Genomic DNA, 21,460 nt, shown 5'->3' with positions numbered 1-21,460 from the left:
CCCAATGAGTTTCGCGAGATTTGTTGCCGACCCGTTTAGCCCGTGGACGCCAAAGGGGCAAGCGCCTGCGACGTGATAGCCGAGTGACTGATCGGGTTTCTGCGCTACTGTGATAACAGGAGAGATTTCTGGGAGGCGACTATGCGGATTACATGGCTGGGACATGCGGGATTTCGGATCGAGATCGAGGAGGCCGTTCTACTGGTCGATCCGTGGATGACGGGAAACCCGATGTTCCCCGAAGAGCGCCGCGAAGAGGCGATCGCCGGGGCCACACATGTCGTGCTGACCCATGGACATGGCGATCATATTGGCGATGCCTTGGATATCTGTCGTGAGCTGAACATCACCTGCGTCGGCATTTACGACCTGATGAGCTGGTGGGAACATAAACATGAAATCGACGTGGTCGGCTTTAACAAAGGCGGCACAGTAGATCTGAATGGTGCGAAAGTTACGATGGTGAATGCCACGCACAGCTCGTCCATGGCTGGCGCCAACGGGCCGATCTACACCGGGGCCGAGGCCGGGTACATGATCGCGGGCGAGGGTCACATGATCTACCTGTCAGGCGACACCGACATTATGGCGGATATGGAGTGGATGGGGGATCTGCACAAACCGGATATAGGCATTCTCTGCGCTGGCGGCCATTTCACCATGGATATGTCACGCGCTGCCTACGCGGCCAAACGCTACTTTGACTTCAAGACCGTGATCCCCTGCCACTACCGTACCTTCCCTCTGCTTGAGCAATCGGCGGAGGCCCTGCGCGACGGTTTGCCCGGAGTGGATGTGGTGGAACCCGAGGTTCTGGTGCCGATCACCTTGTGATCCGCAGCCCTCGCACGCCCATACTCCCGCTGGTCGACAGGCGTGCACATGGCTCACTTCGTGAGCCTGAGGGGCGCTGCCCCTCGCGAGACAAGCTCGCTCACCCCGGGATACTTACAGCAAGAGGAAGACAAGACCCGTTCTTTCCTCTTGCCGAAAATATCCTGGGGTGAATTGATCCCGTAGGGGGCAAGAGGGGCAACGCCCTTGACCGCCGTTTCCTTACTGTAAAAGCCAGATCGCCATGGCAGGTAAAAACACCAGCGACAGGACAGTCTGCCACGTCATCACGTCGGCATAAAGATCAGCGTCGCCCCCCATTTGCCGGGCCACCACATAGCCATTGGTGGCACAGGACACGCCAAACACAAAAATACCCGCCAGCATCTGCTCTGGTGTCAAAGCAAAGATCGGCGCGATGGCAAGGAAAATCATGCAGATCAGCCCCGGACGCAGGGCGAACCCAAGAATCGTATGCCAATGGGGAAGAAGCAGCCGCTTGAACGAGATCCCTGCGCCGATCGCGAGGATCCCCACGCCAAGACCGGCGCGACCAATTAACTCCAACGTGTCATCAATCGGCTTGGGGAGCGCCACCCCGCCCAGATTGAGTGCCAGCCCAAGCGCTCCGCCCTGCACAAGCGGGTTTTTAAGAATATTCAGCGCAACACGGCCAGCTGAAACCTTGTTTGGTCCGAAACTTGAGAGGACCGCAACATTGACCACATTCAATGGCGCCACCAGCACCGCCATCGCAAGCGCGATCAAAGCCGTCCCTTCGACCCCAAGAAACAGTTCAGCCGCAGCCAGTCCCACAAACCCGTTCCAACGTGTGGTGGTCTGAAAAAGCGTTGTGAACCCGGGATTGGGGAGGGCGGATTGTGACAAAAGACGCAACCCCAGCACGGCCAGTGCTGCAAGGCTGACGGTGCTGATCAGTGTCAGGGCAAACGGTCCGACACTGGCGGCCCCAAAATCCACTTTGGATATGATTCGAAGCAGGATCACCGGGATCAGCAGACGAAAGGACAAGGTCTCGATCGCAGGCCAATGTTCCTTCGGGATCATGCCCGTTGCCACCAATCCATATCCCGTCAGCAGCGTGAGCAGGATCGGCAGAATCGCCAGCGCCAGATCCATGTCAGCCCCGCATCTCTTTGAAAAAATCACTCAGCAGGGCAGAACATTCTGCCTCGGATATCCCGTCATAAACCTCTGGCACATGATGGCATTGCGGATGCGCAAAGACACGCGGCCCCTGCGCGACGCCACCAGATTTTGGGTCCGCAGCACCATAATAGAGCCTGCGAATACGCGCGGCAGAGATCACCGCAGCACACATGGGACAAGGTTCTAGCGTGACGTAAAGATCATGCCCGGTCAGGCGTTCAGACCCAACAGCGGCACATGCCGCCCGGATCGCCAGCATCTCGGCATGCGCACTTGGGTCGTTCAGCTCACGTGTCCGGTTCCCCGCCTGGGCGACAACCTCGCCCGACGGTGCAACAATCACCGCGCCAACTGGCACTTCGCCCCGCCGGGCGGCGGCGCGCGCTTCGTCCAGCGCGACCTGCATATATGTGTTGAACCGGGTCATACCGCCTTGATGCCTGTCCTTTTCCACAAAGCCAACCCCGGGTTTTCGTTCTGGCCCTTTGCGCCCGCGCAGGGTATGGCGGGGTATGAGCAAAGAAACACCCAAAACGCCAGCTGGCGACCGCATCGCCAAAGTTCTGGCCCGCGCTGGCGTGGCAAGCCGCCGCGAAGCTGAACGCATGATCGAGGCCGGTCGTGTGAGCGTGAATGGCAAGGTCATCACCAGCCCCGCCCTGAATGTGACGGACAAGGATCGGATCATTGTTGACGGCAAACAACTGGCCGAGCCCGAACCCGCCCGCCTATGGCTGTACCACAAGCCCACCGGGCTGGTGACCACCGCCAAGGACGAAAAGGGGCGTGAGACAGTGTTTGATGCGCTGCCCGAGGACATGCCCCGGGTGATGAGTGTGGGACGGCTTGACCTCAATTCCGAGGGTCTATTGCTGCTGACAAACGATGGTGAGATCAAACGGAAACTCGAACTCCCGTCAACCGGTTGGGTCCGCAAATACCGGGTTCGGGTCAAAGGCGCCCCCACCGACGAGATGATTGCACCTATCCGCAAGGGCATCACCCTGGAAGGGGAACGGTTCCAGCCGATGACGGTGTCAATTGATCGGCAGCAGGGGTCAAACGCGTGGCTGACTGTCAGCCTGCGCGAAGGCAAGAATCGTGAAATCCGCCGCGCAATGGAATCGGTGGGTCTGTCCGTGAACCGCCTGCTCCGCGTGAGCTATGGCCCGTTCCAACTTGGCACGCTCAAGGCGGGTGAAGTTGAAGAAGTGCGCCGCCGTGTGATGCGAGATCAACTCGGATTGGATGGCGAAGAAGAAAAGCGCGCTCCGGTAAGACAGCGCAAAGGCAAGGCCGCGAAACTGTCGGAACGCACCGACCGCGCCAAGGAACGTGCGGATGCACGGAGCGGACGCCCGGCATTCAAGGGCAAAGGCTCTGGCGGCAAAGGATCGGGCAAACCCACAGGCCGTCCGGCAGGAAATTCTGGTGGAAAACCGGGGGGAAAACCAACCGGAAAGCCCACAGGCCGCCGAGGTCCTAAACGCTAAGGGGCGCTGCCCCTCGCCTCTTCGAGGCTCACCCCGGGATATTTGTGACCAGAAAATGAACAGGGCGGCCCGCAAGCCTGCTCTTGTCCCATGTTCTTTTCCTTGTTCCAAATACCTCGGGGGAGGCGAAGCCGGGGGCAGCGCCCCCGCACGTTAACCGCTTAGAACAACGATCCCTGATCTGGGCTGGGTTTTGCAGATTTCGCCTTTTTGGGCGCGGGTTTCGGCTGTGCGTTGGTTGAACTGGGCGGAGGTGGCGGCGTTGATCCATCCAACGGCAAACGTCCATCGGCGAACTCGATTTCAAGCGCGGTCGCGGCGCGCGCGGCAACGCTGGTGGTGACGAGCTCTCCATCCCCGCGCACCACCGCATATCCACGTTTCAGGGTTTCCGTGTAGCCCAATGTCTGGCGCATCCGTTCCATTGCAGTCAGGCGGTCGCGGTGACGGGTGGTGTTTGCCTCGAAGGCGCGAGACAGACGGGTGGACAACTCATGAATCTCACCTTGTTTGCGTGCGCATTCCGCGAAAATACGATCCGCATTATGTCGAGCTGCAACACGTGAATACTCCCTGCGTTTTTCCGTATTGGTTCTGGACAGGGCAGGCGCCAGCCGATCCCCCAAAGTGGTAATCCGCTCTTTTCGCTGTCCAATCAAAGACACTAGGGATTGCGAGCGCAAACCAGAGGCCACCTGCGTCAGCTGCACCTTGCGGCTTTGGGCCACGTTGCGCAGCGCCGCGGGCAGGTCCTTTTCGGCGCGGTCCAACCGTTGACGCGGCGCATCAAGCAGCGTCTCGGGACGCGGCAGCGCGCGAGACAGGTCGCGCAAACGTTGCCCACGTTGCGTCACTCCCTGCCCCATGGCACGCGAAAGTCGCGCGCCCGCTTCATCCACCCAGGCCAGAAGCTCCAACCGCACCGGCACCGCATGTTCGGCGGCCGCAGTTGGGGTCGGTGCGCGCAGATCGGAGACAAAATCGATCAGCGTCGTGTCTGTTTCATGTCCCACCGCCGAAATAAGCGGGATTTGTGAAGCGGCGGCGGCACGCGCGACAACCTCTTCGTTGAACCCCCAAAGATCTTCGATGGAGCCACCACCACGGGCCACGATAAGCAGGTCAGGGCGTGGCAAGGCCCCACCCGGCGTGAGCTTGTTGAACCCTTCGATGGCACGGGCCACCTCCGGCGCACAGGCCGCCCCTTGCACCGCCACCGGCCAGATCAGCACCTTGCGTGGAAAGCGGTCACGCAGGCGATGCAGGATATCTCGAATGACGGCACCAGATGGGGAGGTAATCACCCCGACGATTTCCGGCAGAAACGGGATCTTCTGTTTGCGGCCTTCGTCAAACAGCCCTTCGGCCGCCAGAGCTTTCTTACGCTTTTCCAGCATCGCCATCAGCGCGCCTTCGCCCGCGACGACCACCTCATCCACATTTATGTTGTATTTGGACTGGGCACCAAAGGCAGTCAGCTTGCCGGTGACAATCACCTCCATCCCTTCCTCGGGCTGGACACTCAGTCGAGCTGCCTGTCCTTTCCAGGTGGTGCAGGCCAGCACATTACCGTCATCCTTGATGTCATAATAAAGATGCCCGGAACGTGCCCTGAAGACACGACCAACCTCACCACGCACACGGATACGACCAAACGCGCCTTCGATGGTCTTCTTCACCGCACCCGAGATTTCGGCCACGGTATATTCGGGCGTATTCTGCCCCGGAACGGGATCGTCGATCAGATCTGACATGGTGCGACGTCTCTTTTCTTGTGATTTGCGCGCCCTGACTTTAGAACGCCCATGAGTGAAGGCCAAGCAGGGGAAAGCGCATGAACATCCTTATTCTCGGAAGCGGCGGACGTGAACACGCACTGGCGTGGGCGGTCAAGCAGAACCCCAAATGTGATCGCTTGATCTGTGCACCGGGCAATGCCGGCATGAGCGCAATTGCGGAATGCGCGTCGATCAGTATCGATGATGGCGGTATTGTGGTCGAGTTTGCACAGGAAAACAGTGTGGATTTCGTCATTGTGGGGCCCGAAGCCCCTCTGGCCGCTGGCGTGGCGGATCGTTTGCGCGAGGCGGGAATCAAAGTGTTTGGCCCCTCGGCGGAAGCGGCAAAACTTGAAGCGTCAAAAAGCTTCACCAAAGAAATCTGCGATGCAGCAGGTGCCCCAACGGCCGCCTATGGCCATTTCACCGATCCGGGTTCTGCCAAAGCCTATATCCGCGAACAGGGTGCTCCGATTGTGGTCAAGGCAGACGGTCTAGCCGCAGGCAAAGGCGTGATCGTTGCGATGGATGAGCAAACCGCCCTCGACGCAATCGATGATATGTTCGGTGGCGCCTTTGGCGGCGCTGGCGCCGAAGTGGTGATCGAGGAATTCATGGAAGGCGAAGAAGCCTCCTATTTCATCCTTTGCGACGGCAAAACCGCTCTGGCTGTGGGCACCGCACAGGACCACAAACGTGTGGGCGAAGGCGATACCGGGCTCAACACCGGTGGTATGGGCGCCTATTCGCCGGCTCCGGTTCTGACCGATGAGATCGCCGCCAAGGCGATGGATGAGATCGTGATTCCCACTGTGGCCGAGATGGCCCTGCGTGGCACTCCTTATCAAGGGGTGCTTTATGCGGGTCTGATGATCAAGGATGGCAAGCCGCGTCTGGTGGAATACAACGTGCGCTTTGGTGATCCGGAATGTCAGGTGCTGATGATGCGCCTCGGCGCGCAAGCCCTTGACCTGCTTTTGGCCTGCGCCGAAGGGCGGCTGGACGAGGCGCAGGTGAACTGGGCACATGACCATGCGATCACCGTGGTCTATGCGGCAGACGGATATCCGGGGTCGTATGAAAAAGGCACTGTGATCAACGGGTTGGGTGACCTTCCCGAAGACAGCAAAAACATGGTGTTCCACGCGGGCACCACGGCGAATGACGGAAAAATCACTGCCACCGGCGGGCGCGTCCTGAACGTGACCGCCCGTGGTGACAGCCTGCAAGAGGCGCGTGACCGGGCTTATGCGATGATCGATCAGATCGACTGGCCTGAAGGATTTTATCGTTCGGACATCGGCTGGCGCGCACTTTAAGCTTCCATGTATCAACCAAATGCGCCCCGCACTGAACCGGTTCGCGGGGCGTTTTTTTTGTGGAGCCACAGGCCTCGGTTTCGCTTGGCACTGTCGGTGGCTCACTGCGTAAGCCTAACAGGGGCTTTGCCCTTCAGCCCAGGATATTTGAAACCAGAAAATAGCAGATGGATTTCATTATTTTCTGGTCAGAAGTATCCCGGGGTGAGCGAGCTTGTCTCGCGAGGGGCAGCGCCCCTTTGTCGGGTTATTTTTTACAGGACAGCACGGATTTAACGGCAGCCTGCCCGTCGAATGGCACGACCGCGCGGCTGACAAGGTTCCCATCAATGAGACGCGTCACCATGATATTTTGCCATTGCGCGTCGGCAGTCACAATTTCTGGCCCCTCACCACATTCACGAATGCCGCCAGTGATATAATCTTGGCCAATCTTATGGTTGGTCAAACCGGGTTTAGATGCGATTTCACTGAGGCTTGCCTCCTCACCACCGCGTTCAAACCTCCAGACACGCAGAGTTTTCGCAAGATGCGGTCGGTCTACATAAGCGACTTCAACAGCCCCATCGCCATCAAGATCTGCTGCGCCAACCGGAGCGAGCCAGCGATAGCGGGTGCCGATGAACGGGGTTTGAGCCAAACGGGTCAGCGCGCCCTGATCAACCGACCAGATCGCCAGCCGTGCCCCATATTGCTGATGGCTTTCCACCACCATCACTTCCGGGGTTTCATCTCCATCCAGATCGACAAGGCGTGGGTGGGTATCCTCGAAAACAATGGGATCCGGCCATGTGGCGCGCAGTTCCTGCCCTGAGGCGAGCCGAACCACCAATGTGTCATGCTCCACCGCGTCCCCGAGCACCCCATGTGGGTAGCGAGTGGTGGGGCCATCATATCGGGCATCAACAATCGGATCCGCCACCGCCCCGGTTGCCACACATACCAAGGACAGCACCGCACCGCGCACAGCTGGTCGCCACATTCGGGCGGACAGACGCGGTGCTTTGACCGCCATCAGATCTGTTTTTCCGGCAGGTGCAGCACAAGACCGTCCAGCGTATCAGTCACTTTCAGCTGGCAGGTCAGACGCGAGCGGCTGGGATCGGGCTCGAAAGCGAAATCGAGCATATCCTCTTCCATCGCATCTTTGGCAGGCACTTTTTCAATCCAGGCCTCGTCCAGATAGGCATGGCAGGTCGAGCAGGCACAGGCGCCGCCACAATCGGCTTCGATGCCCGGGATATTATTGTCACGTGCGCCTTCCATCACGGTCATGCCGGGGGCGACATCCACAACGTGCTCGGTCCCGTTATGCTCGATATAGGTGATTTTTGCCATCTGGCGTTCTCCAATTTGCTGCCGCGAGTCTGCGTCCAGATCCCTTCTAGTGCGCCCATATAGGTCACGCAACGCGCATTTGCGACCCCAGCGCTGTATAACTTGGCGTGAACCGGCCCTGAGAAGTTTCATGGCGATCTGTTGCCACACCGATATAGCGGACTATCGAAGGTCGTCAAAACCCGCTACGTTCCGCCAAATCACGGTCGCAACAGAAACGAGCAGACATGACGCGCCTTCCTTACCTCCTGATGTCCGGGCTGTGCTTTGGGCTGGCTCTCTCCGCCTGCACCCCACCTGCGCCCGATGTAACAAAACCACCGGAAGGTGCCCGGTTGATTCCCCCGGGGGAAGGCCCCGATGGAGGGCGAGAAGGTGCCTGTTACGGACAGGACACCACACCGGCAGCAATTGAAACAGTAACAGAAAGTCGTTTGGTGGAACCCGCGAGGTTTTCACATGACGGCAGCACGATTATCGCGCCTCCGCGCTATGAAACGGCCACACGCCAGGTGGTCACAGCGGGTGGACAGACCTATTATTTCGAGGTTCCCTGCCCCGACATACTGACACCGGAATTCATTTCCTCAGTACAGCGTGCCCTTGCCGTGCGCGGCGTGTATCGCGGACCAATAACAGGAGTAATGGATGCTCCGACACGCATGGCGATCCGGGCGTTTCAACGCCCAACTTTCAATAGCGAGATCCTGACGCTGGAAACGGCCCGCACTCTTGGCCTGATCAATTACGCGCCTCTGCCGGTATTTGAACCAGCCCAGTAAGGAAAGCATTCAGAACAGAAGCGCGTTTTTCTGCACGCCTCATTCGATTGGGCAGGCGCTCAAAAAAAAGCCCCGGCTTGAAGGCCGAGGCTTTGCCTGTTTGGGGCCGTAATTTCCCCATCTGATGATATTACATCAGAGTTTTCATCTGTTCTGAAATCCACATTGAAATAGGATCTATGGCCATGACCCAAGCCCCGACCTGCTCGACCGGAGAACCATTGGCCAGTTTATCAACGCGATCGCTAAAAGTCGTGCTGCCAAGCTGCACGATAAGGAAACCCTTAAACACCAAAAATAGCATAAGGATAATAGCCATGCCACGCAGCGGAAGTCTGCGCTGGCGACGACTGGACTTCGGAACCAGAAGACCGTCCCGCTCGACCAATTCAATATAGCCACCTGACATCTCGCGATGCCGTTTTTCAATGGCGTGCTTTCGCTTACTAAATGTTGCGTAGTTCACATCAGCCATACTTTGAACCTCTGGTTGGCCCCCACCAACGAAGTCACCATTCAATTTAACGAAAAATGGCAAAATTTCGAGGAAACAAACTGTTTCCGCCGCAATCCAGCCTTATTTAGCCAAGATTAGCGTCGTCCAATCAACAATCTCATCACGTGAGACCAGATTGAACCCATTTTGTTGATAAACCGAGATCACTTCGTCTGCCTGCGGATTGAGAATTCCCGACAGGATCGCGTAACCACCGCGACGAATCGATTGCCCCATGTCCGGAGCCAGGCCGATCAACGGACCCTTGAGAATATTCGCGAAAACGAGGTCAAACGGCGCAGCTTCGCGCAATTCAGGGGCGTCAAACCCCGCCGCCTCGACACAGTTTACGCGTCCAACAAGCCCGTTCGCTGCAACATTTGCCTTTGCCACATCCACAGCAACCTCATCAATGTCAGACGCCAGCACAGGGTTGGGCCAGATCTTTGCCGCAGCCATCGCCAATACAGCGGTGCCGCAACCGATATCTGCCACGTTTTCTCCCACGAACCCCTGACCGGCCAATCGGTCAAGCGCCCGCAAACAGCCCAGCGTCGTCCCATGATGTCCTGTACCAAAAGCCATGGCCGCTTCGATCAGAAGTCCGACTTTTCCTTCGGGCAACGTGTCCGTATCGTGATCGCCATGAACATAGAACTGGCCCGCCTCAACTGGCGCCAGTTCCCGCTTCACATGGGCCACCCAATCGATTTCGGGCAATTCCGAGACGGTAAAATCCTTTGCGCCATGCAGGCGCGCCAACAGCGCCAGTCCAGCGTGATCCGGTTGCTCGGTGAAATAGCCCCCCACTTCCCAAAGCCCGCTGTTATCTTCGACCTCAAAGATCCCAATCCCGGTAGGTTCTGGTGACAGGGTCTCCATCGCGAGACCAAGTGCGTCAGCAGCGTCCTGACCCGACAGGGTGGTAAGAGCAGTCCAAGTGGGCATGGCAGGTCCTTTCAATGGTTGAAACGGGCCTAGCGGGGGACTGCGGCAGGGTCAAGTGGTCCGACCCTGCGTTGGCCATCAGGGTGAAGCAGGGTGAGGCGGGCGCTTCGCGTGGTACTCTTCAAATATTCGATAAAACCAATTACCCCCGACAACCATGGGTGCGTGCTCATTTTCTGGTGATAAATATCCCGGGGTGAGCGAGCTTGCCTCGCGAGGGGCAGCGCCCCCTCAGGCTCACGCAGTGAGCCACCGCCAACAAAGGAAAACGGGCACAGCCCGGTTGCTTTTGGCAGCAGCACATTTGAGCGGTCAGGCACCGGTTCCAATTGGGCAGGTCACACCGGTGCCGCCGACCCCACAATATCCTGCCGGATTTTTCGACAGGTATTGCTGGTGATACGCTTCAGCGGGGTAAAACTCCCCGGCCATCGCTATTTCAGTGGTGATGGGTCCATAGCCTTGGGCTGTCAGGCGCGGCCCGAACTCGGCGGCGGATTTGCGGGCTGCATCCAGCTGGGCTTCACTTGTGACATAGATGGCCGAGCGATACTGCGTGCCCATATCATTGCCTTGCCGCATTCCCTGAGTTGGGTCGTGGTTTTCCCAGAACACTTTCAAGAGCGCCTCAAAGCTGGTCTTCGCCGGATCATAGACCACACGCACAACCTCCGTGTGGCCGGTTTGCCCGGTGCAAAGCTCTTCATAAGTCGGATTGGGCGTATAGCCACCTGCATTCCCGACCATTGTCAGCCAGACACCGGGTTGTTGCCAGAAGATCCGTTCGATCCCCCAATAACAACCCATACCGAATATGGCGACCTCGTGTCCTTCCGGCACCTCCAAAGTAAGAGGGCGACCAAAGACATGGTGGATCTCTGCGGTCGGAATTGGGTCTGCTCGTCCCGGCAAAGCCTCAGATCCGTCCACCAGTGTCAGTTTTTTCTGTTTGCCAAAGAGCATCGCTTATCCTCCGTCACCTGCCCAAAACTTGGCCCTACTCGGCGGGCTTGGCAAGAGGCCCGGAAAACACGGTCTCGTTACCTTTGTCAGGATGGCGCGGGATAAGAAGCGCAAGGGCAAGCGACACACCCGCCATTCCCGCGGCCAACCCAAACACCGCGCCCGGCGAGACCACCCAGAGATAGCCAAGCAGCGCGGGCAGAAATACGGCGGCGATATGGTTGATGGTGAACGCCACAGCGGCGGTTGGTGCAATATCCTGTGTGTCGGCAATCTTCTGGAAATAGGTTTTCAGCGCAAAGGCCAGCGCAAAGAACAGGTGATCGAGAATGTATAGCGCCATGGCCAGCATCACCCCCCAACCAAAGAAGTAGATCCCACCATAGGCAAGGAACACGCCGACCAGCCCGACATATTCAAAGACCAAAGCACGGCGTTCACCCCATTTCGCCACTGCTTTTCCCATGAGCGGTGCAAAAATCATGTTGGCCACATAGTTGATCAGGAAAAGCGCCGTCACCTCATGCACTTCAAAGCCAAATCGTTCGACCATCATGAAGGCCGCAAAGACAACAAAAATCTGTCGACGTGCGCCCGCCATGAATTGCAGCGCGTAATAAAGCCAATAGCGGCGGCGCAGGACAAACTTTCTCAGCTGCGGCTCGGGGCTTTCAAACTTTGGATAGGCAAACCAGCAAAAAGCGGCAATCGCCACGGTCAGGCCACCTGAGAGCATGTAGACAAAGTTATAGCTCAGCCCCAGCGTCTTCCATGTGAGCACCAGGAAACCATAGGCCACAAGCGACGCCCCTGACCCAACCGCCGTGATCCATCCCAGCATTTGTGGGGCACGTCTCTTGTCGATCCACTGAAGCTGCAGCGACTGGTTAACGGTCTCAAAATAATGGAACCCGACGGATGAGAGCATGGTCACAATCAACAGCCCTGAGAAGGACGGAAACCACGCCGTAATGGCGGTCGCCGCCCCCAAAAGCGCAAGCGATGACACCGCCAGCACCTGTTCACGCATGATCCAGAGCAGCGCAATCACCCCGATCGCCAGAAATCCCGGGATTTCTCGCACCGTGTGCAACCAGCCGATTTCAACCCCGGAAAACCCTGCTGACTCAATGACAAAATTATTCAGAAGCGCCAGCCACGTCGAGAAGGCCAGCGGCATGGCGGCTGTCATCAGCAGAAGCAAAAAGACGGGACGACGCCAGAACGGCAGCGCGCGCGCTTCTTCAAGGGTCAGAGTGGTGTGTCGCATAATCCCGCCTTACGCCCGTTTCTTACTTAACACCAACAGAAAACACATTCACAAAACGAGTTATATCTATGATATAAGTCAAGGAACCGATGGGCGACGCCCTATACGCTCGCCCAAACCGACAGAACCGGAGGTCATTTCAGCCATGATCGACATCGTCCCGCTGATGGAAAGTATCGGGGAAAGCCCAACGGCGGCTCTTTTTGGGCTGGCCACCGGTATCGTCTTTGGTATCGCAGCGCAAAAGTCGCGCTTCTGCCTACGGGCGGCCACAGTCGAGTTTGCGCGCCGCACAATGTCCTCCAGCGTTGCAATCTGGCTTTTGACCTTCTCGACTGCACTTGTCTGGGTGCAGGGGGCGGCGATGCTCGGGCTTTTGCGCACCGAAGATGCACGGATGATGGCCGTGACCGGAAGCTGGTCCGGCGCAATCATTGGTGGGCTCATGTTCGGGGTCGGCATGGTGCTGGCACGCGGTTGCTCCGGGCGGCTTCTGGTGCTGGCCTCGACGGGCAACCTGCGCTCGGTCATGTCGGGAATGGTCATGGCAGTTGCAGCGCAAATGTCGCTGCATGGGCTTTTGGCGGATGCGCGCAACTGGCTGGCCTCACTTTGGATGACCACCGGGGGCACCAATGTGAACCTGCTGACACTTATTGGCCTGCCAGAGTGGTTTGGTTTCGCCATGGGGCTGGCCATTGCGGTTCTGGCCCTCATCCTCGCCCGACGTTCAAACCTTGGTTACAAGCGGCTGATCTTTGGCTCAGGCGTGGGCTTTGCCGTGGCCCTGGGGTGGGTTCTGACGTTCCAACTCTCTCAAGCCGCCTTTGATCCTGTCTCTGTGACCTCGGCCACTTTTACCGGCCCGTCCGCCAACACATTGATGTTTTTCCTGATCCCCGATCCGGTCCTCGAATTCGATATCGGCCTTATCCCCGGCGTGGTGATTGGGGCCTTTGCGGCCAGCTACTTTTCCGGTGAGTTCAAGTTTCAGGGCTATGAAGGCGAAGCGGTGATGCGCCGCTCGATGACCGGTGCGGTGCTGATGGGATTTGGCGGGATGCTAGCCGGTGGCTGTGCGATTGGTGCGGGCGTGACAGGAGGATCCATCTTCGTCGCCACCGCATGGCTTGCGCTTCTGTGCATGTGGATCGGCGCGATAATCACCGATTATCTGGTGGACCAGCCTAAGGGTGGCGGGGTTACGCAGCCAGCGGAATAGGCGCCTCTTGCACAATCCGGCAATCCAGTTTCACATCTCAGAACAGGCTCAGAACGGAGAGGTGCGCCATGCTGGAAGTTTGCGTTGATACCCTGGAAGGAGCGATTGCGGCCATGAAGGGCGGTGCGGTGCGCGTTGAGCTCTGTTCATCTCTATCCGAAGGCGGGCTGACCCCTTCCGCAGGATTGATGCAGGCCGCCAGCAAGTTGACCATACCCTGCTATGCGATGATCCGCCCGCGTTGTGGCCTGTTTCACTTCTCGCACGATGAGGTTGGGATCATGCTGGCCGACATTGAGATGGCCCGCCAGTCAGGTTTGGCTGGTGTGGTGGTGGGCGCACAGCATGCGGATGGCACGCTGGATATGTCCGTTCTGGCAAAGCTGGTCGAAGCAGCCGGGCCGCTGGGCAAGACATTGCACCGAGTTATTGACGTGGTGCCAGACCCGTTGCTTGCTGTGGATCAAGCCGTTCTTCTTGGATTTGATCGGGTGTTGACTTCAGGCGCACAACCAACTGCGCCTGAAGGGGTGGAGATGATCGCTCGCATGGTCAAAAGGGCCAACAGTCAATTATCTGTCATGCCCGGCTGTGGCTTGACAGCTAATAACGTCGCTGAAGTCATGACACTCACGGGTGCCTCCGAAGCCCATGCTGCCTGTAATCAGCCTGCCCATGGCGACCCAGCCTTTTCCGACTTTGACCCGCCCGGAGGGCGTTTCGAGACGTCTGAAAATGAGGTTCGGGAGATGAAGCAGGCGATGGGTACACGCGCGACTTAGGGAAAATCCAATCTCAATAAAAACTCTGCGGGTCGATATCGACCTGAATGCGCAGGTCGCCTTTCACTGGGAACTGGGTCAACCATTTGCGGATGGCGGATTGGATGGGTGCGGTTTTGTCAGCTTTGATCAGAAGCCGCACCCGATGGCGTCCGCGCACGCGGGCGATGGGGGCGGGAGCGGGACCATAGAGCTGCGCGCCGATCTCTTGCAGCGGCCCTGAGCGGCGGGCCATGTCGGCACCAAGATCAAAAACGGCCTGAATGTCGGTCGAAGACAGGACAATTCCGGCCATGCGCCCATACGGGGGAACCCCTGCATGGCGGCGCTCGCCTGCTTCGGCCGACCAGAATTTCTCTTCATCGCCAGAAAGAATCGCACGGATCACCGGATGTTCCGGCTGGAAGGTTTGCAAAAGCGCGGTGCCACGGGCCTCTGACCGCCCGGCCCGACCCGCCACCTGACGGATCAGCTGGAACGAGCGTTCAGCTGCGCGCAAATCAGACCCTTGCAGACCAAGGTCCGCATCGATCACACCAACCAGCGTGAGATGCGGGAAGTTGTGCCCTTTCGCCACCAGCTGCGTGCCGATGATGATATCCGCCTCGCCTGCCGCAATGCGCTCGATCTCGGCCTTTAGCGCGCGAGCGGACCCAAACAAGTCCGATGATAGCACCGCAATCCGCGCGTCAGGAAAGGCGGCGGTGACTTCTTCAGCGAGCCGTTCGACACCGGGGCCGACCGGCGCGAGTTTGCCCTCCACCTCACAGTCCGGGCAGGCCTCAGGCATGGGTTTTGTCTCGCCGCATTGGTGGCAGACCAGACGCTTTTGGAACCGATGTTCGACCATCCGTGCATCGCAATGGTCACAGCCGATCTGGTGCCCGCAGGCGCGGCAAATGGTGACCGGGGCATAGCCGCGGCGGTTGATGAACAGAAGCGACTGCTCCCCTTTTGCGATGCGCAGGGTGACGGCGGCCTTGAGTGTGGGCGAGATCCAGCTTTGCGACGGCAGATCCTCTTGCCGCATGTCGATCGCCCGCATGTCAGGCAGCACGGCGGGGCCGTAGCGACTGGTCAGTTCAATGCGCTGGTATTTCCCCGCCTCGCAATTGGCCCAAGTTTCCAAGGATGGCGTGGCCGAGGCGAGCACAACCTGCGCATCCACGATGGACGCGCGCAGTACCGCCATGTCGCGGGCGGAATAAAGCACGCCATCTTCCTGTTTGTAGGAATTGTCATGTTCTTCGTCGACAATCAGCAGTCCGAGGTCACGAAAAGGTAGGAAAAGTGCAGATCGTGCCCCAACCACCAGCTGCGCCTCGCCCTCGCCAACCATGCGCCAACAGCGGCGGCGTTCGGTCATGGTCACGCCGGAATGCCATTCAGCGGGGCGCGCGTCGAACCGTTCTTCAACCCGTTTCAAAAACTCGGACGTGAGGGCAATTTCCGGCAGAAGCACCAGAGCCTGGCGGCCCTTTTTCAGACATTCAGCGACCGCTTCGAGATAGACCTCGGTCTTCCCCGCCCCGGTCACGCCCCGCAGCAGTGTCGTGCCATAGCGCCCTGATTTCACACCATCGCAAAGCTGACGCGCGGCTGTTTCCTGATCTTCGGTGAGCGCTTTACCGGGTTTCAGCGGATCAAGAAACGGGTATGGCAGGTCACGCGGCGCGTCTTCTTCGCGCAGCGCGCCCAGTTTCACCATGCCTTTGACGACGGATGCCGAGACATCCGCCAGCCCGGCAAGCTCGGATTGGGTAAACGCCGCCCCCGGATTGTCATCCATTGCCGCAAGCACCTTGGCGCGGGCATCGGTCAGGCGGTTGGGGCGAAACCCGGTCGACCGCAGCACCTTACGCATTGACGGAGGATCCATAAGCCCCGGCGCGCGGGTGGCAAGGCGAAGCATGTGATTCATCGGCGTGATCGTGTAATCTCCCACTCGAGTGAGAAACTGCGACATCTCGAGCCGCATCGGTGCCACGTCGATCACCTTGATCACTTTGCGCAGCTTAGAGGCGTCAAAGCCCCCCTCGCCCGGCCCCCAGACCACACCCAGCACCTTGCGCGGACCCAGCGGCACCTCGACATAGGCGCCCTGCACACAACCGCCTTCGGGTGCGCGGTAAGTCAGGATGCGATCAAGGGGTTGGGTGGTCAGCACACCGACCCGTTCACCTTCCGCAAAATGACGCACGTCCATGCTCATGAGGTATCTTTGACCTTGTAACGGTTTCAGTGAGGGGTTTCTGCTGGTTCCTTTCTGCGCTATGAGAGCGCCAAGAACAAGCCACCCGGCCCCTGTCAGGGCCAAATTACGATAGGACCCGCGCGAATGAAATTCTTTGCCGATACCGCCGACATCGATGCCATCAAGGACCTGCATGATCACGGCATGCTGGACGGTGTGACCACAAACCCGTCAATCATCAAGAAATCGGGTCGTGACATCATCGAAGTCACGAAAGAGATCTGCTCGATCACCGATGGCCCAGTGTCCGCGGAAGTGACGGCCATTGACGCCGAAACCATGATCGCGGAAGGCCGCAAGCTGGCGCAGATCGCGGACAACATCGCGGTGAAAGTGCCGCTGACCTGGGACGGTCTGAAAGCCTGTAAGGCGCTGACCGACGAAGGCACTATGGTCAACGTGACGCTTTGCTTCTCGCCCAACCAGGCGCTCTTGGCGGCCAAAGCAGGTGCGACCTTCATCTCTCCTTTCATTGGCCGTCTGGACGACATTTCTCTGGACGGGATGGAGCTGATTGCCGACATCCGCACCGTCTATGACAACTATGGATACGAGACCCAGATCCTCGCCGCGTCGATCCGCAACGTGAACCACATGAAAGACTGCGCCATTGTGGGTGCCGATGTGGCCACCGCGCCGCCCAACGTCATTCAGGCGATGGCGAAACATGTTCTGACCGACAAGGGCCTTGATGCCTTCCTGGCCGACATCAAGGCTGCTGAAATCAAGATCCTGTAAGGGGTCGCGGAGTATGTCCGCCACAACACATGTCGCGGCGGGGCCACGGCCCTGCCGCATTTACCGTATTTTAACCAAAAACATGCGGTAATCGCCTCGGATCTCGTGTATAAGCACGGGAAAAGATAAGACTATAAAATCTGAGGCAGTGATGAGCACATCCCTTTCCATTGCGGATGAATTGCGCGAAGCGCTGATTGCGCAACCCGAAGTTATTCTGGACGATCAAGATCTTATGCGTGCCCTGATCGCGGCGAACGAGCGCGCGATGGGGTCAAATATCGTGGATCTGCGAGGCATCGCGATGGAGCGGTTGGAAAGCCGTTTGGATCGGCTCGAAGACACCCACAGATCTGTCATTGCAGCCGCATATGAGAATCTCGCCGGAATGAATCTCATCCACCGCGCCATTCTCAGGATGCTTGATCCCGCTGACTTTGAAGTGTTCATGACCGATCTCGGTGGCGAAGTAGCGGAAATCCTGCGTGTTGATGCGGTGCGTCTGGTGCTGGAGACAGTTCAAAGCGAGAAGAACCCGGCAGTGCAGAAACTGGGCAAAGTTCTGGCCACGGCGCAGCCGGGTTTTATTGACACCTACCTTGGCAGCCCGCGCGATCAATCTGGGCGCAGCGTGTTCCTGCGCCAAATTCAGGAACAGGATGAGACCATTTATGGCGACACGACCTTTTGGGTGCGTTCCGAAGCCTGCGTTCGCCTTAATCTGGGCAAAGGCCGCCTGCCTGGCATGTTGGTGATGGGCGCAGAAGACCCGCATCAATTCAAACCGGGTCAGGGCACGGACCTGCTGCAATTCTTCGGCGGGGTGTTTGAACGCGCCATGCGCCGCTGGTTGTCGTGAGCGACCAACCCACCCTGATCTCACCCGGCGCGCGTGACGCGCTTTCGAATTGGCTGGATCATATGCGTGCGCTGGGCGGCGCTTCTGAAAATACGCTGGCGGCTTATCAGACCGATCTGATTGGTTTTCTCACCTTCATGGCAGAGCATTTTGGCGGCCCACAGGGGCGTACAGCGCTCGCAAAGGTCGGGCTTTCTGACATGCGCGCATGGATGGCACATGAACGTGGGCGTGGCGTTGCGGCACGTTCGCTGGCCCGTGAGCTTTCTGCGGTGAAAAGCTTTTACCGTTGGCTTTCCGAACGCGATGACTTTGACGCAACTGCGGTGCTGTCGGTGCGCAGCCCCAAATTCACCCAAAAATTGCCCCGCCCCCTGGCGCCGGACGCCGCCAAAGCGATGCTGGATCTGGTGGGGGAACAAGCCCGGCAGGATTGGGTTGGGGCACGCGATATTGCCGTCGTCACATTGCTTTACGGCTGCGGCTTGCGCATATCCGAAGCGCTGTCCCTGACCTGTGCTGACGCCCCTCTGCCAGACATGCTGCGCATCCGTGGCAAAGGGGACAAAGAGCGACTGGTGCCGGTCCTGCCCGCAGCGCGACAGGCTGTCGAAGCCTATCGACGCCTGTCGCCCCATCCGGAAGCCCCGAATGCGGCTCTGTTTAAGGGTGTGCGCGGTGGGGCACTGGCCCCTCGCGCCGTGCAAAAGGTGATGGAAAAAACGCGGATGCAACTGGGATTGCCCGCCACGGCCACCCCCCATGCAATGCGCCACAGCTTTGCCACCCATCTGCTCAATGCCGGAGGGGATCTCAGATCCATTCAGGAACTTTTGGGACATGCGTCACTGTCCACCACGCAAGCCTATACAGCTGTGGATACCGCGCGGTTGATGGAGGTTTACGAGGCCACCCACCCCCGGGCAAAAGCAACCGACTGACTTTCCCCGTCGCGCCTCTTACTCTTTTTTGAAACACATTCGCCGAAAACTCGGCAACATTTGGTTTTTTCTTTCTTCCAATATGGTTTTCCGGCAAAAGGTCGCCATGAACATACGGACCAAAGCCCTGCTCGTGCATCTTCTCACCGCCACAGGCGCTGTGTTTGCAATGTTGGCTATGCTCGCGGCGGTGGACGAGAAGTGGGGGCTCATGTTCCTGTGGCTTGTCGTAGCCTTTGCGGTTGACGGGATCGACGGACCGCTCGCCCGGCACTATCAGGTCAAAACATATGCGCCGCAATATGATGGTGTGTTGATGGATCTGATCATCGACTATCTGACCTATGTGTTCATCCCCGCTTATGCGCTGTTCAAATCAGGGCTCATGCCGGGCTGGACTGGCTGGGTGGCAATTATTGTAATCACCTTCGCATCGGTCGTGTATTTTGCCGACACCCGCATGAAAATGAACGATAATTCCTTCTCTGGCTTCCCTGGATGCTGGAACATGCTGATCATTGTTCTTTTTGCGACGCAACCCAGTTTCTGGCTGATGCTCGGACTGATCGTGGCCCTTGCGATCGCTATGTTCGCCCCACTCAAGTTCATTCACCCGACACGAACAAAACGCTGGCGCCTGATCAGCTTTCCGGTTGCGCTCGGCTGGACCTTTTTTGCCGGTTGGGCCGCATGGGTCGACTTTCACCCGGAAAGCTGGGCGCATTGGGGGTTGGTCTTAACCTCGATCTACCTGCTGGGTGCCGGAATCGCCCAACAGATCTTTCCCGAACGCTAACCATCCAGTTTCAGAGCGTAAAAGCATTGTCATGAGACAGGCGAGCAATGCGCGATGGCGCTGTGAAACACGCGCCTACTCCTCCCAGCGTTTCAGCGCTTCTTCATCATTCACCTTGGCATCGACCCACGAGGTTTTGCCTGCGCAGGTAAATTCTTTTTTCCAGAAGGGTGCACGGGACTTCAGGTAATCCATTAGGAATTCAGCGGCTTCAAATGCTGCCACGCGGTGCTTCGCCGCCGTGGCCACCATCATGATCTGGTCGCCGGGACGCATCGCGCCGTGGCGATGGATCACAAGGCAATCGGCCAGCTCCCACCGTTCGGTGGCGCGGTCCACCATCGCTTCGATCGCCTTTTGGGTCATGCCGGGATAGTGCTCGATCTCCATCCGGTCGAGTGTCCCATCATCATCGCGCACCACACCAGTAAAGCTGACCACGGCACCCACATCGGTACGCCCCCGGCCAAAGCCCCGAATTTCTTCGCTGGGATCAAATTCTTCTGTCTGAACACGAACAGGCATCTCAGCCCCCTATCTCAACCACCGGTCATCGGTGGGAAAAATGCCACTTCGCGCACCCCGGAAAGAGGCGCGTCGAAATCGGCCAGTTCCTGATCCAATGCCACGCGAAGTGCCGAGAGGTCTTTGAAGGCTTCGGCATAGCGCGGTTCGCGCGCGCGCAGCTCATCCACCAGATCGGATACGGTTACAGCCTGCGTGTCCACCTGTTCACGCGGTTCGCCCACGCGTTCACGCACCCAGGCAAAATACATTACATCGATCATCACACATCCTCCTTGAGATGTGGCAGGGCCTTGCGGAAATAATCCCATCCGGTGATCAGGGTCAGCAGGCCCGCAAGCCACAGCAACCACAGGCCAACACGCCCCGACCAGATCATACCTTGGAAGAACCAGCGCAGGCCGATTTCATCTTCGATCTCGCCTAACATGATCTGATCGAACATGGTTTGATCCATGCCAAATGAGCCCATCACAAGGTGGTGTTCAAAAATCCCGCGCGAAAACAGCACCGCGATGGCCACCATCTGTGCCGTGGTTTTCCACTTGGCCAATTTTGTGACCTTGAGCGTACCAGCGGTATCCCCAAGATACTCGCGCAGCCCCGAGACAAACACTTCCCGAAACAGAATCACCGTGGCGGGCAGCACCAGCCATGGGGTCCAATAGGCGTCGGAATAGCCGACAATCACCATCAGCGCGACCACCACCATCGCCTTGTCGGCAATCGGGTCAAGCATCGCCCCAATCTTGCTTTCCTGGCCCCAGGAGCGGGCCAGATAGCCGTCAAACCAATCCGTGATCGCCGCACCAAGGAACAGGATCAGCGCCAGCCAATCCGCCAAAGGGCGAGAGAAATACAGAAACATGATCGCCAAGGCAGGCGCCGCAAGCAGCCTGACTATGGTGAGGATATTTGGAACGGTCCATTTCATGAGATTATCCTTAACGCG

23 protein-coding genes are annotated in these 21,460 nt (G+C 58.3%); 10 read left to right on the top strand and 13 right to left on the bottom strand.

Annotated features, from left to right (window positions below):
* Positions 1-141 precede the first annotated feature (141 nt).
* Positions 142-834 (top strand): metal-dependent hydrolase, encoded by a 693-nt coding sequence (locus O2N63_RS04675; RefSeq protein ID WP_271053074.1) that lies wholly within the window; start codon positions 142-144, stop codon positions 832-834.
* Positions 835-1,056: 222 nt separating this feature from the next.
* Here O2N63_RS04675 and O2N63_RS04670 read toward each other — a convergent pair whose 3' ends face one another.
* Together O2N63_RS04670 and O2N63_RS04665 are read right to left on the bottom strand one after the other, a co-directional pair.
* On the bottom strand, positions 1,057-1,974 hold the full coding sequence (locus O2N63_RS04670; RefSeq protein ID WP_271053073.1) for an AEC family transporter: 918 nt from the start codon (positions 1,972-1,974) through the stop codon (positions 1,057-1,059).
* A gap of 1 nt (position 1,975) precedes the next feature.
* Entirely contained in the window at positions 1,976-2,431 is a 456-nt protein-coding gene (locus tag O2N63_RS04665; RefSeq protein WP_271053072.1) for a nucleoside deaminase, read from the bottom strand.
* 85 nt (positions 2,432-2,516) lie between these two features.
* Here O2N63_RS04665 and O2N63_RS04660 point away from each other — a divergent pair, with 85 nt between their 5' ends.
* Positions 2,517-3,497 (top strand): pseudouridine synthase, encoded by a 981-nt coding sequence (locus O2N63_RS04660; protein WP_271053071.1) that lies wholly within the window; start codon positions 2,517-2,519, stop codon positions 3,495-3,497.
* A 161-nt stretch (positions 3,498-3,658) separates the two neighbouring features.
* Here the strand turns inward: O2N63_RS04660 and xseA are convergent, their stop codons facing one another.
* Positions 3,659-5,251 carry an exodeoxyribonuclease VII large subunit gene (gene xseA / locus O2N63_RS04655; protein WP_271053070.1) on the bottom strand — a complete coding sequence of 531 codons (1,593 nt, stop codon included), beginning with the start codon at positions 5,249-5,251 and terminating at the stop codon, positions 3,659-3,661.
* An 80-nt stretch (positions 5,252-5,331) separates the two neighbouring features.
* Here xseA and purD point away from each other — a divergent pair, with 80 nt between their 5' ends.
* Positions 5,332-6,594: a phosphoribosylamine--glycine ligase gene (gene purD, locus O2N63_RS04650; RefSeq protein ID WP_271053068.1), complete on the top strand. Its 1,263-nt coding sequence runs from the start codon at positions 5,332-5,334 to the stop codon at positions 6,592-6,594.
* Between the two features lie 247 nt (positions 6,595-6,841).
* Here the strand turns inward: purD and O2N63_RS04645 are convergent, their stop codons facing one another.
* Together O2N63_RS04645 and O2N63_RS04640 are read right to left on the bottom strand one after the other, a co-directional pair.
* A complete protein-coding gene (locus O2N63_RS04645) occupies positions 6,842-7,609 on the bottom strand; it encodes an FG-GAP repeat domain-containing protein (protein ID WP_271053067.1) in 768 nt (255 codons plus the stop codon).
* Positions 7,609-7,932 carry a 2Fe-2S iron-sulfur cluster-binding protein gene (locus O2N63_RS04640; protein WP_271053066.1) on the bottom strand — a complete coding sequence of 108 codons (324 nt, stop codon included), beginning with the start codon at positions 7,930-7,932 and terminating at the stop codon, positions 7,609-7,611. Before O2N63_RS04640 ends, O2N63_RS04645 begins: the two co-directional genes overlap by 1 nt.
* Before the next feature lie 227 nt (positions 7,933-8,159).
* On the opposite strand from O2N63_RS04640, the gene O2N63_RS04635 reads away from it, so the two are divergent.
* The gene (locus O2N63_RS04635; RefSeq protein WP_271053065.1) at positions 8,160-8,714 is read left to right on the top strand and encodes a peptidoglycan-binding domain-containing protein; all 555 of its coding nucleotides are present in this window, start codon (positions 8,160-8,162) and stop codon (positions 8,712-8,714) included.
* A gap of 130 nt (positions 8,715-8,844) precedes the next feature.
* Here O2N63_RS04635 and O2N63_RS04630 read toward each other — a convergent pair whose 3' ends face one another.
* From O2N63_RS04630 to O2N63_RS04615, 4 genes are all read right to left on the bottom strand, one after another.
* On the bottom strand, positions 8,845-9,189 hold the full coding sequence (locus tag O2N63_RS04630; RefSeq protein WP_271053064.1) for a hypothetical protein: 345 nt from the start codon (positions 9,187-9,189) through the stop codon (positions 8,845-8,847).
* 102 nt (positions 9,190-9,291) lie between these two features.
* Entirely contained in the window at positions 9,292-10,158 is an 867-nt protein-coding gene (locus tag O2N63_RS04625) for a 50S ribosomal protein L11 methyltransferase (protein ID WP_271053063.1), read from the bottom strand.
* A gap of 312 nt (positions 10,159-10,470) precedes the next feature.
* On the bottom strand, positions 10,471-11,121 hold the full coding sequence (gene msrA / locus O2N63_RS04620) for a peptide-methionine (S)-S-oxide reductase MsrA (protein WP_271053062.1): 651 nt from the start codon (positions 11,119-11,121) through the stop codon (positions 10,471-10,473).
* A gap of 34 nt (positions 11,122-11,155) precedes the next feature.
* Positions 11,156-12,391 carry an MFS transporter gene (locus O2N63_RS04615; protein ID WP_271053061.1) on the bottom strand — a complete coding sequence of 412 codons (1,236 nt, stop codon included), beginning with the start codon at positions 12,389-12,391 and terminating at the stop codon, positions 11,156-11,158.
* 148 nt (positions 12,392-12,539) lie between these two features.
* Between O2N63_RS04615 and O2N63_RS04610 the strand changes: the two genes are divergently transcribed.
* Positions 12,540-13,613: a YeeE/YedE family protein gene (locus O2N63_RS04610; RefSeq protein ID WP_271053356.1), complete on the top strand. Its 1,074-nt coding sequence runs from the start codon at positions 12,540-12,542 to the stop codon at positions 13,611-13,613.
* 68 nt (positions 13,614-13,681) lie between these two features.
* Positions 13,682-14,395, top strand: a complete 714-nt coding sequence (locus O2N63_RS04605) for a copper homeostasis protein CutC (protein ID WP_271053060.1) — start codon at positions 13,682-13,684, stop codon at positions 14,393-14,395.
* A 13-nt stretch (positions 14,396-14,408) separates the two neighbouring features.
* Here the strand turns inward: O2N63_RS04605 and O2N63_RS04600 are convergent, their stop codons facing one another.
* The gene (locus O2N63_RS04600; RefSeq protein ID WP_271053059.1) at positions 14,409-16,607 is read right to left on the bottom strand and encodes a primosomal protein N'; all 2,199 of its coding nucleotides are present in this window, start codon (positions 16,605-16,607) and stop codon (positions 14,409-14,411) included.
* A gap of 126 nt (positions 16,608-16,733) precedes the next feature.
* Here O2N63_RS04600 and fsa point away from each other — a divergent pair, with 126 nt between their 5' ends.
* The 4 genes from fsa (at position 16,734) to O2N63_RS04580 (ending at position 19,983) form a co-directional block, all read left to right on the top strand.
* Entirely contained in the window at positions 16,734-17,387 is a 654-nt protein-coding gene (gene fsa / locus O2N63_RS04595; protein WP_271053058.1) for a fructose-6-phosphate aldolase, read from the top strand.
* 151 nt (positions 17,388-17,538) lie between these two features.
* Positions 17,539-18,246 (top strand): DUF484 family protein, encoded by a 708-nt coding sequence (locus O2N63_RS04590; RefSeq protein ID WP_271053057.1) that lies wholly within the window; start codon positions 17,539-17,541, stop codon positions 18,244-18,246.
* Positions 18,243-19,187: a tyrosine recombinase XerC gene (locus O2N63_RS04585; protein ID WP_271053056.1), complete on the top strand. Its 945-nt coding sequence runs from the start codon at positions 18,243-18,245 to the stop codon at positions 19,185-19,187. The genes O2N63_RS04590 and O2N63_RS04585 overlap by 4 nt, the downstream gene beginning before the upstream one ends.
* A gap of 106 nt (positions 19,188-19,293) precedes the next feature.
* Positions 19,294-19,983: a CDP-alcohol phosphatidyltransferase family protein gene (locus tag O2N63_RS04580; protein ID WP_271053055.1), complete on the top strand. Its 690-nt coding sequence runs from the start codon at positions 19,294-19,296 to the stop codon at positions 19,981-19,983.
* A gap of 75 nt (positions 19,984-20,058) precedes the next feature.
* Here the strand turns inward: O2N63_RS04580 and O2N63_RS04575 are convergent, their stop codons facing one another.
* The 3 genes from O2N63_RS04575 to pgsA are packed head-to-tail and all read right to left on the bottom strand — an operon-like array spanning position 20,059 to position 21,442.
* Positions 20,059-20,508, bottom strand: coding sequence for a molybdenum cofactor biosynthesis protein MoaE (locus tag O2N63_RS04575; protein ID WP_271053054.1), 450 nt, complete (start codon positions 20,506-20,508; stop codon positions 20,059-20,061).
* Between the two features lie 14 nt (positions 20,509-20,522).
* A complete protein-coding gene (moaD, locus tag O2N63_RS04570) occupies positions 20,523-20,771 on the bottom strand; it encodes a molybdopterin converting factor subunit 1 (protein ID WP_271053053.1) in 249 nt (82 codons plus the stop codon).
* Entirely contained in the window at positions 20,771-21,442 is a 672-nt protein-coding gene (gene pgsA, locus O2N63_RS04565; RefSeq protein ID WP_271053052.1) for a CDP-diacylglycerol--glycerol-3-phosphate 3-phosphatidyltransferase, read from the bottom strand. Before pgsA ends, moaD begins: the two co-directional genes overlap by 1 nt.
* Between the last annotated feature and the right edge of the window lie 18 nt (positions 21,443-21,460).

The organism is Aliiroseovarius salicola (assembly GCF_027891095.1).
In the GTDB taxonomy this organism is placed as follows: domain Bacteria; phylum Pseudomonadota; class Alphaproteobacteria; order Rhodobacterales; family Rhodobacteraceae; genus Aliiroseovarius; species Aliiroseovarius salicola.
This window is presented reverse-complemented; position numbering and strand designations above follow the sequence as displayed.

What these genes read in the sequence shown, in the direction of transcription:
- O2N63_RS04675 (WP_271053074.1), top strand. Translation starts at nt 142, where the DNA reads ATGCGGATTACATGGCTGGGACATGCGGGATTTCGGATCGAGATCGAG.
- O2N63_RS04670 (WP_271053073.1), bottom strand. Translation starts at nt 1,974, where the DNA reads ATGGATCTGGCGCTGGCGATTCTGCCGATCCTGCTCACGCTGCTGACG.
- O2N63_RS04665 (WP_271053072.1), bottom strand. Translation starts at nt 2,431, where the DNA reads ATGACCCGGTTCAACACATATATGCAGGTCGCGCTGGACGAAGCGCGC.
- O2N63_RS04660 (WP_271053071.1), top strand. Translation starts at nt 2,517, where the DNA reads ATGAGCAAAGAAACACCCAAAACGCCAGCTGGCGACCGCATCGCCAAA.
- xseA (WP_271053070.1), bottom strand. Translation starts at nt 5,251, where the DNA reads ATGTCAGATCTGATCGACGATCCCGTTCCGGGGCAGAATACGCCCGAA.
- purD (WP_271053068.1), top strand. Translation starts at nt 5,332, where the DNA reads ATGAACATCCTTATTCTCGGAAGCGGCGGACGTGAACACGCACTGGCG.
- O2N63_RS04645 (WP_271053067.1), bottom strand. Translation starts at nt 7,609, where the DNA reads ATGGCGGTCAAAGCACCGCGTCTGTCCGCCCGAATGTGGCGACCAGCT.
- O2N63_RS04640 (WP_271053066.1), bottom strand. Translation starts at nt 7,932, where the DNA reads ATGGCAAAAATCACCTATATCGAGCATAACGGGACCGAGCACGTTGTG.
- O2N63_RS04635 (WP_271053065.1), top strand. Translation starts at nt 8,160, where the DNA reads ATGACGCGCCTTCCTTACCTCCTGATGTCCGGGCTGTGCTTTGGGCTG.
- O2N63_RS04630 (WP_271053064.1), bottom strand. Translation starts at nt 9,189, where the DNA reads ATGGCTGATGTGAACTACGCAACATTTAGTAAGCGAAAGCACGCCATT.
- O2N63_RS04625 (WP_271053063.1), bottom strand. Translation starts at nt 10,158, where the DNA reads ATGCCCACTTGGACTGCTCTTACCACCCTGTCGGGTCAGGACGCTGCT.
- msrA (WP_271053062.1), bottom strand. Translation starts at nt 11,121, where the DNA reads ATGCTCTTTGGCAAACAGAAAAAACTGACACTGGTGGACGGATCTGAG.
- O2N63_RS04615 (WP_271053061.1), bottom strand. Translation starts at nt 12,391, where the DNA reads ATGCGACACACCACTCTGACCCTTGAAGAAGCGCGCGCGCTGCCGTTC.
- O2N63_RS04605 (WP_271053060.1), top strand. Translation starts at nt 13,682, where the DNA reads ATGCTGGAAGTTTGCGTTGATACCCTGGAAGGAGCGATTGCGGCCATG.
- O2N63_RS04600 (WP_271053059.1), bottom strand. Translation starts at nt 16,607, where the DNA reads ATGAGCATGGACGTGCGTCATTTTGCGGAAGGTGAACGGGTCGGTGTG.
- fsa (WP_271053058.1), top strand. Translation starts at nt 16,734, where the DNA reads ATGAAATTCTTTGCCGATACCGCCGACATCGATGCCATCAAGGACCTG.
- O2N63_RS04590 (WP_271053057.1), top strand. Translation starts at nt 17,539, where the DNA reads ATGAGCACATCCCTTTCCATTGCGGATGAATTGCGCGAAGCGCTGATT.
- O2N63_RS04580 (WP_271053055.1), top strand. Translation starts at nt 19,294, where the DNA reads ATGAACATACGGACCAAAGCCCTGCTCGTGCATCTTCTCACCGCCACA.
- O2N63_RS04575 (WP_271053054.1), bottom strand. Translation starts at nt 20,508, where the DNA reads ATGCCTGTTCGTGTTCAGACAGAAGAATTTGATCCCAGCGAAGAAATT.
- moaD (WP_271053053.1), bottom strand. Translation starts at nt 20,771, where the DNA reads ATGATCGATGTAATGTATTTTGCCTGGGTGCGTGAACGCGTGGGCGAA.
- pgsA (WP_271053052.1), bottom strand. Translation starts at nt 21,442, where the DNA reads ATGAAATGGACCGTTCCAAATATCCTCACCATAGTCAGGCTGCTTGCG.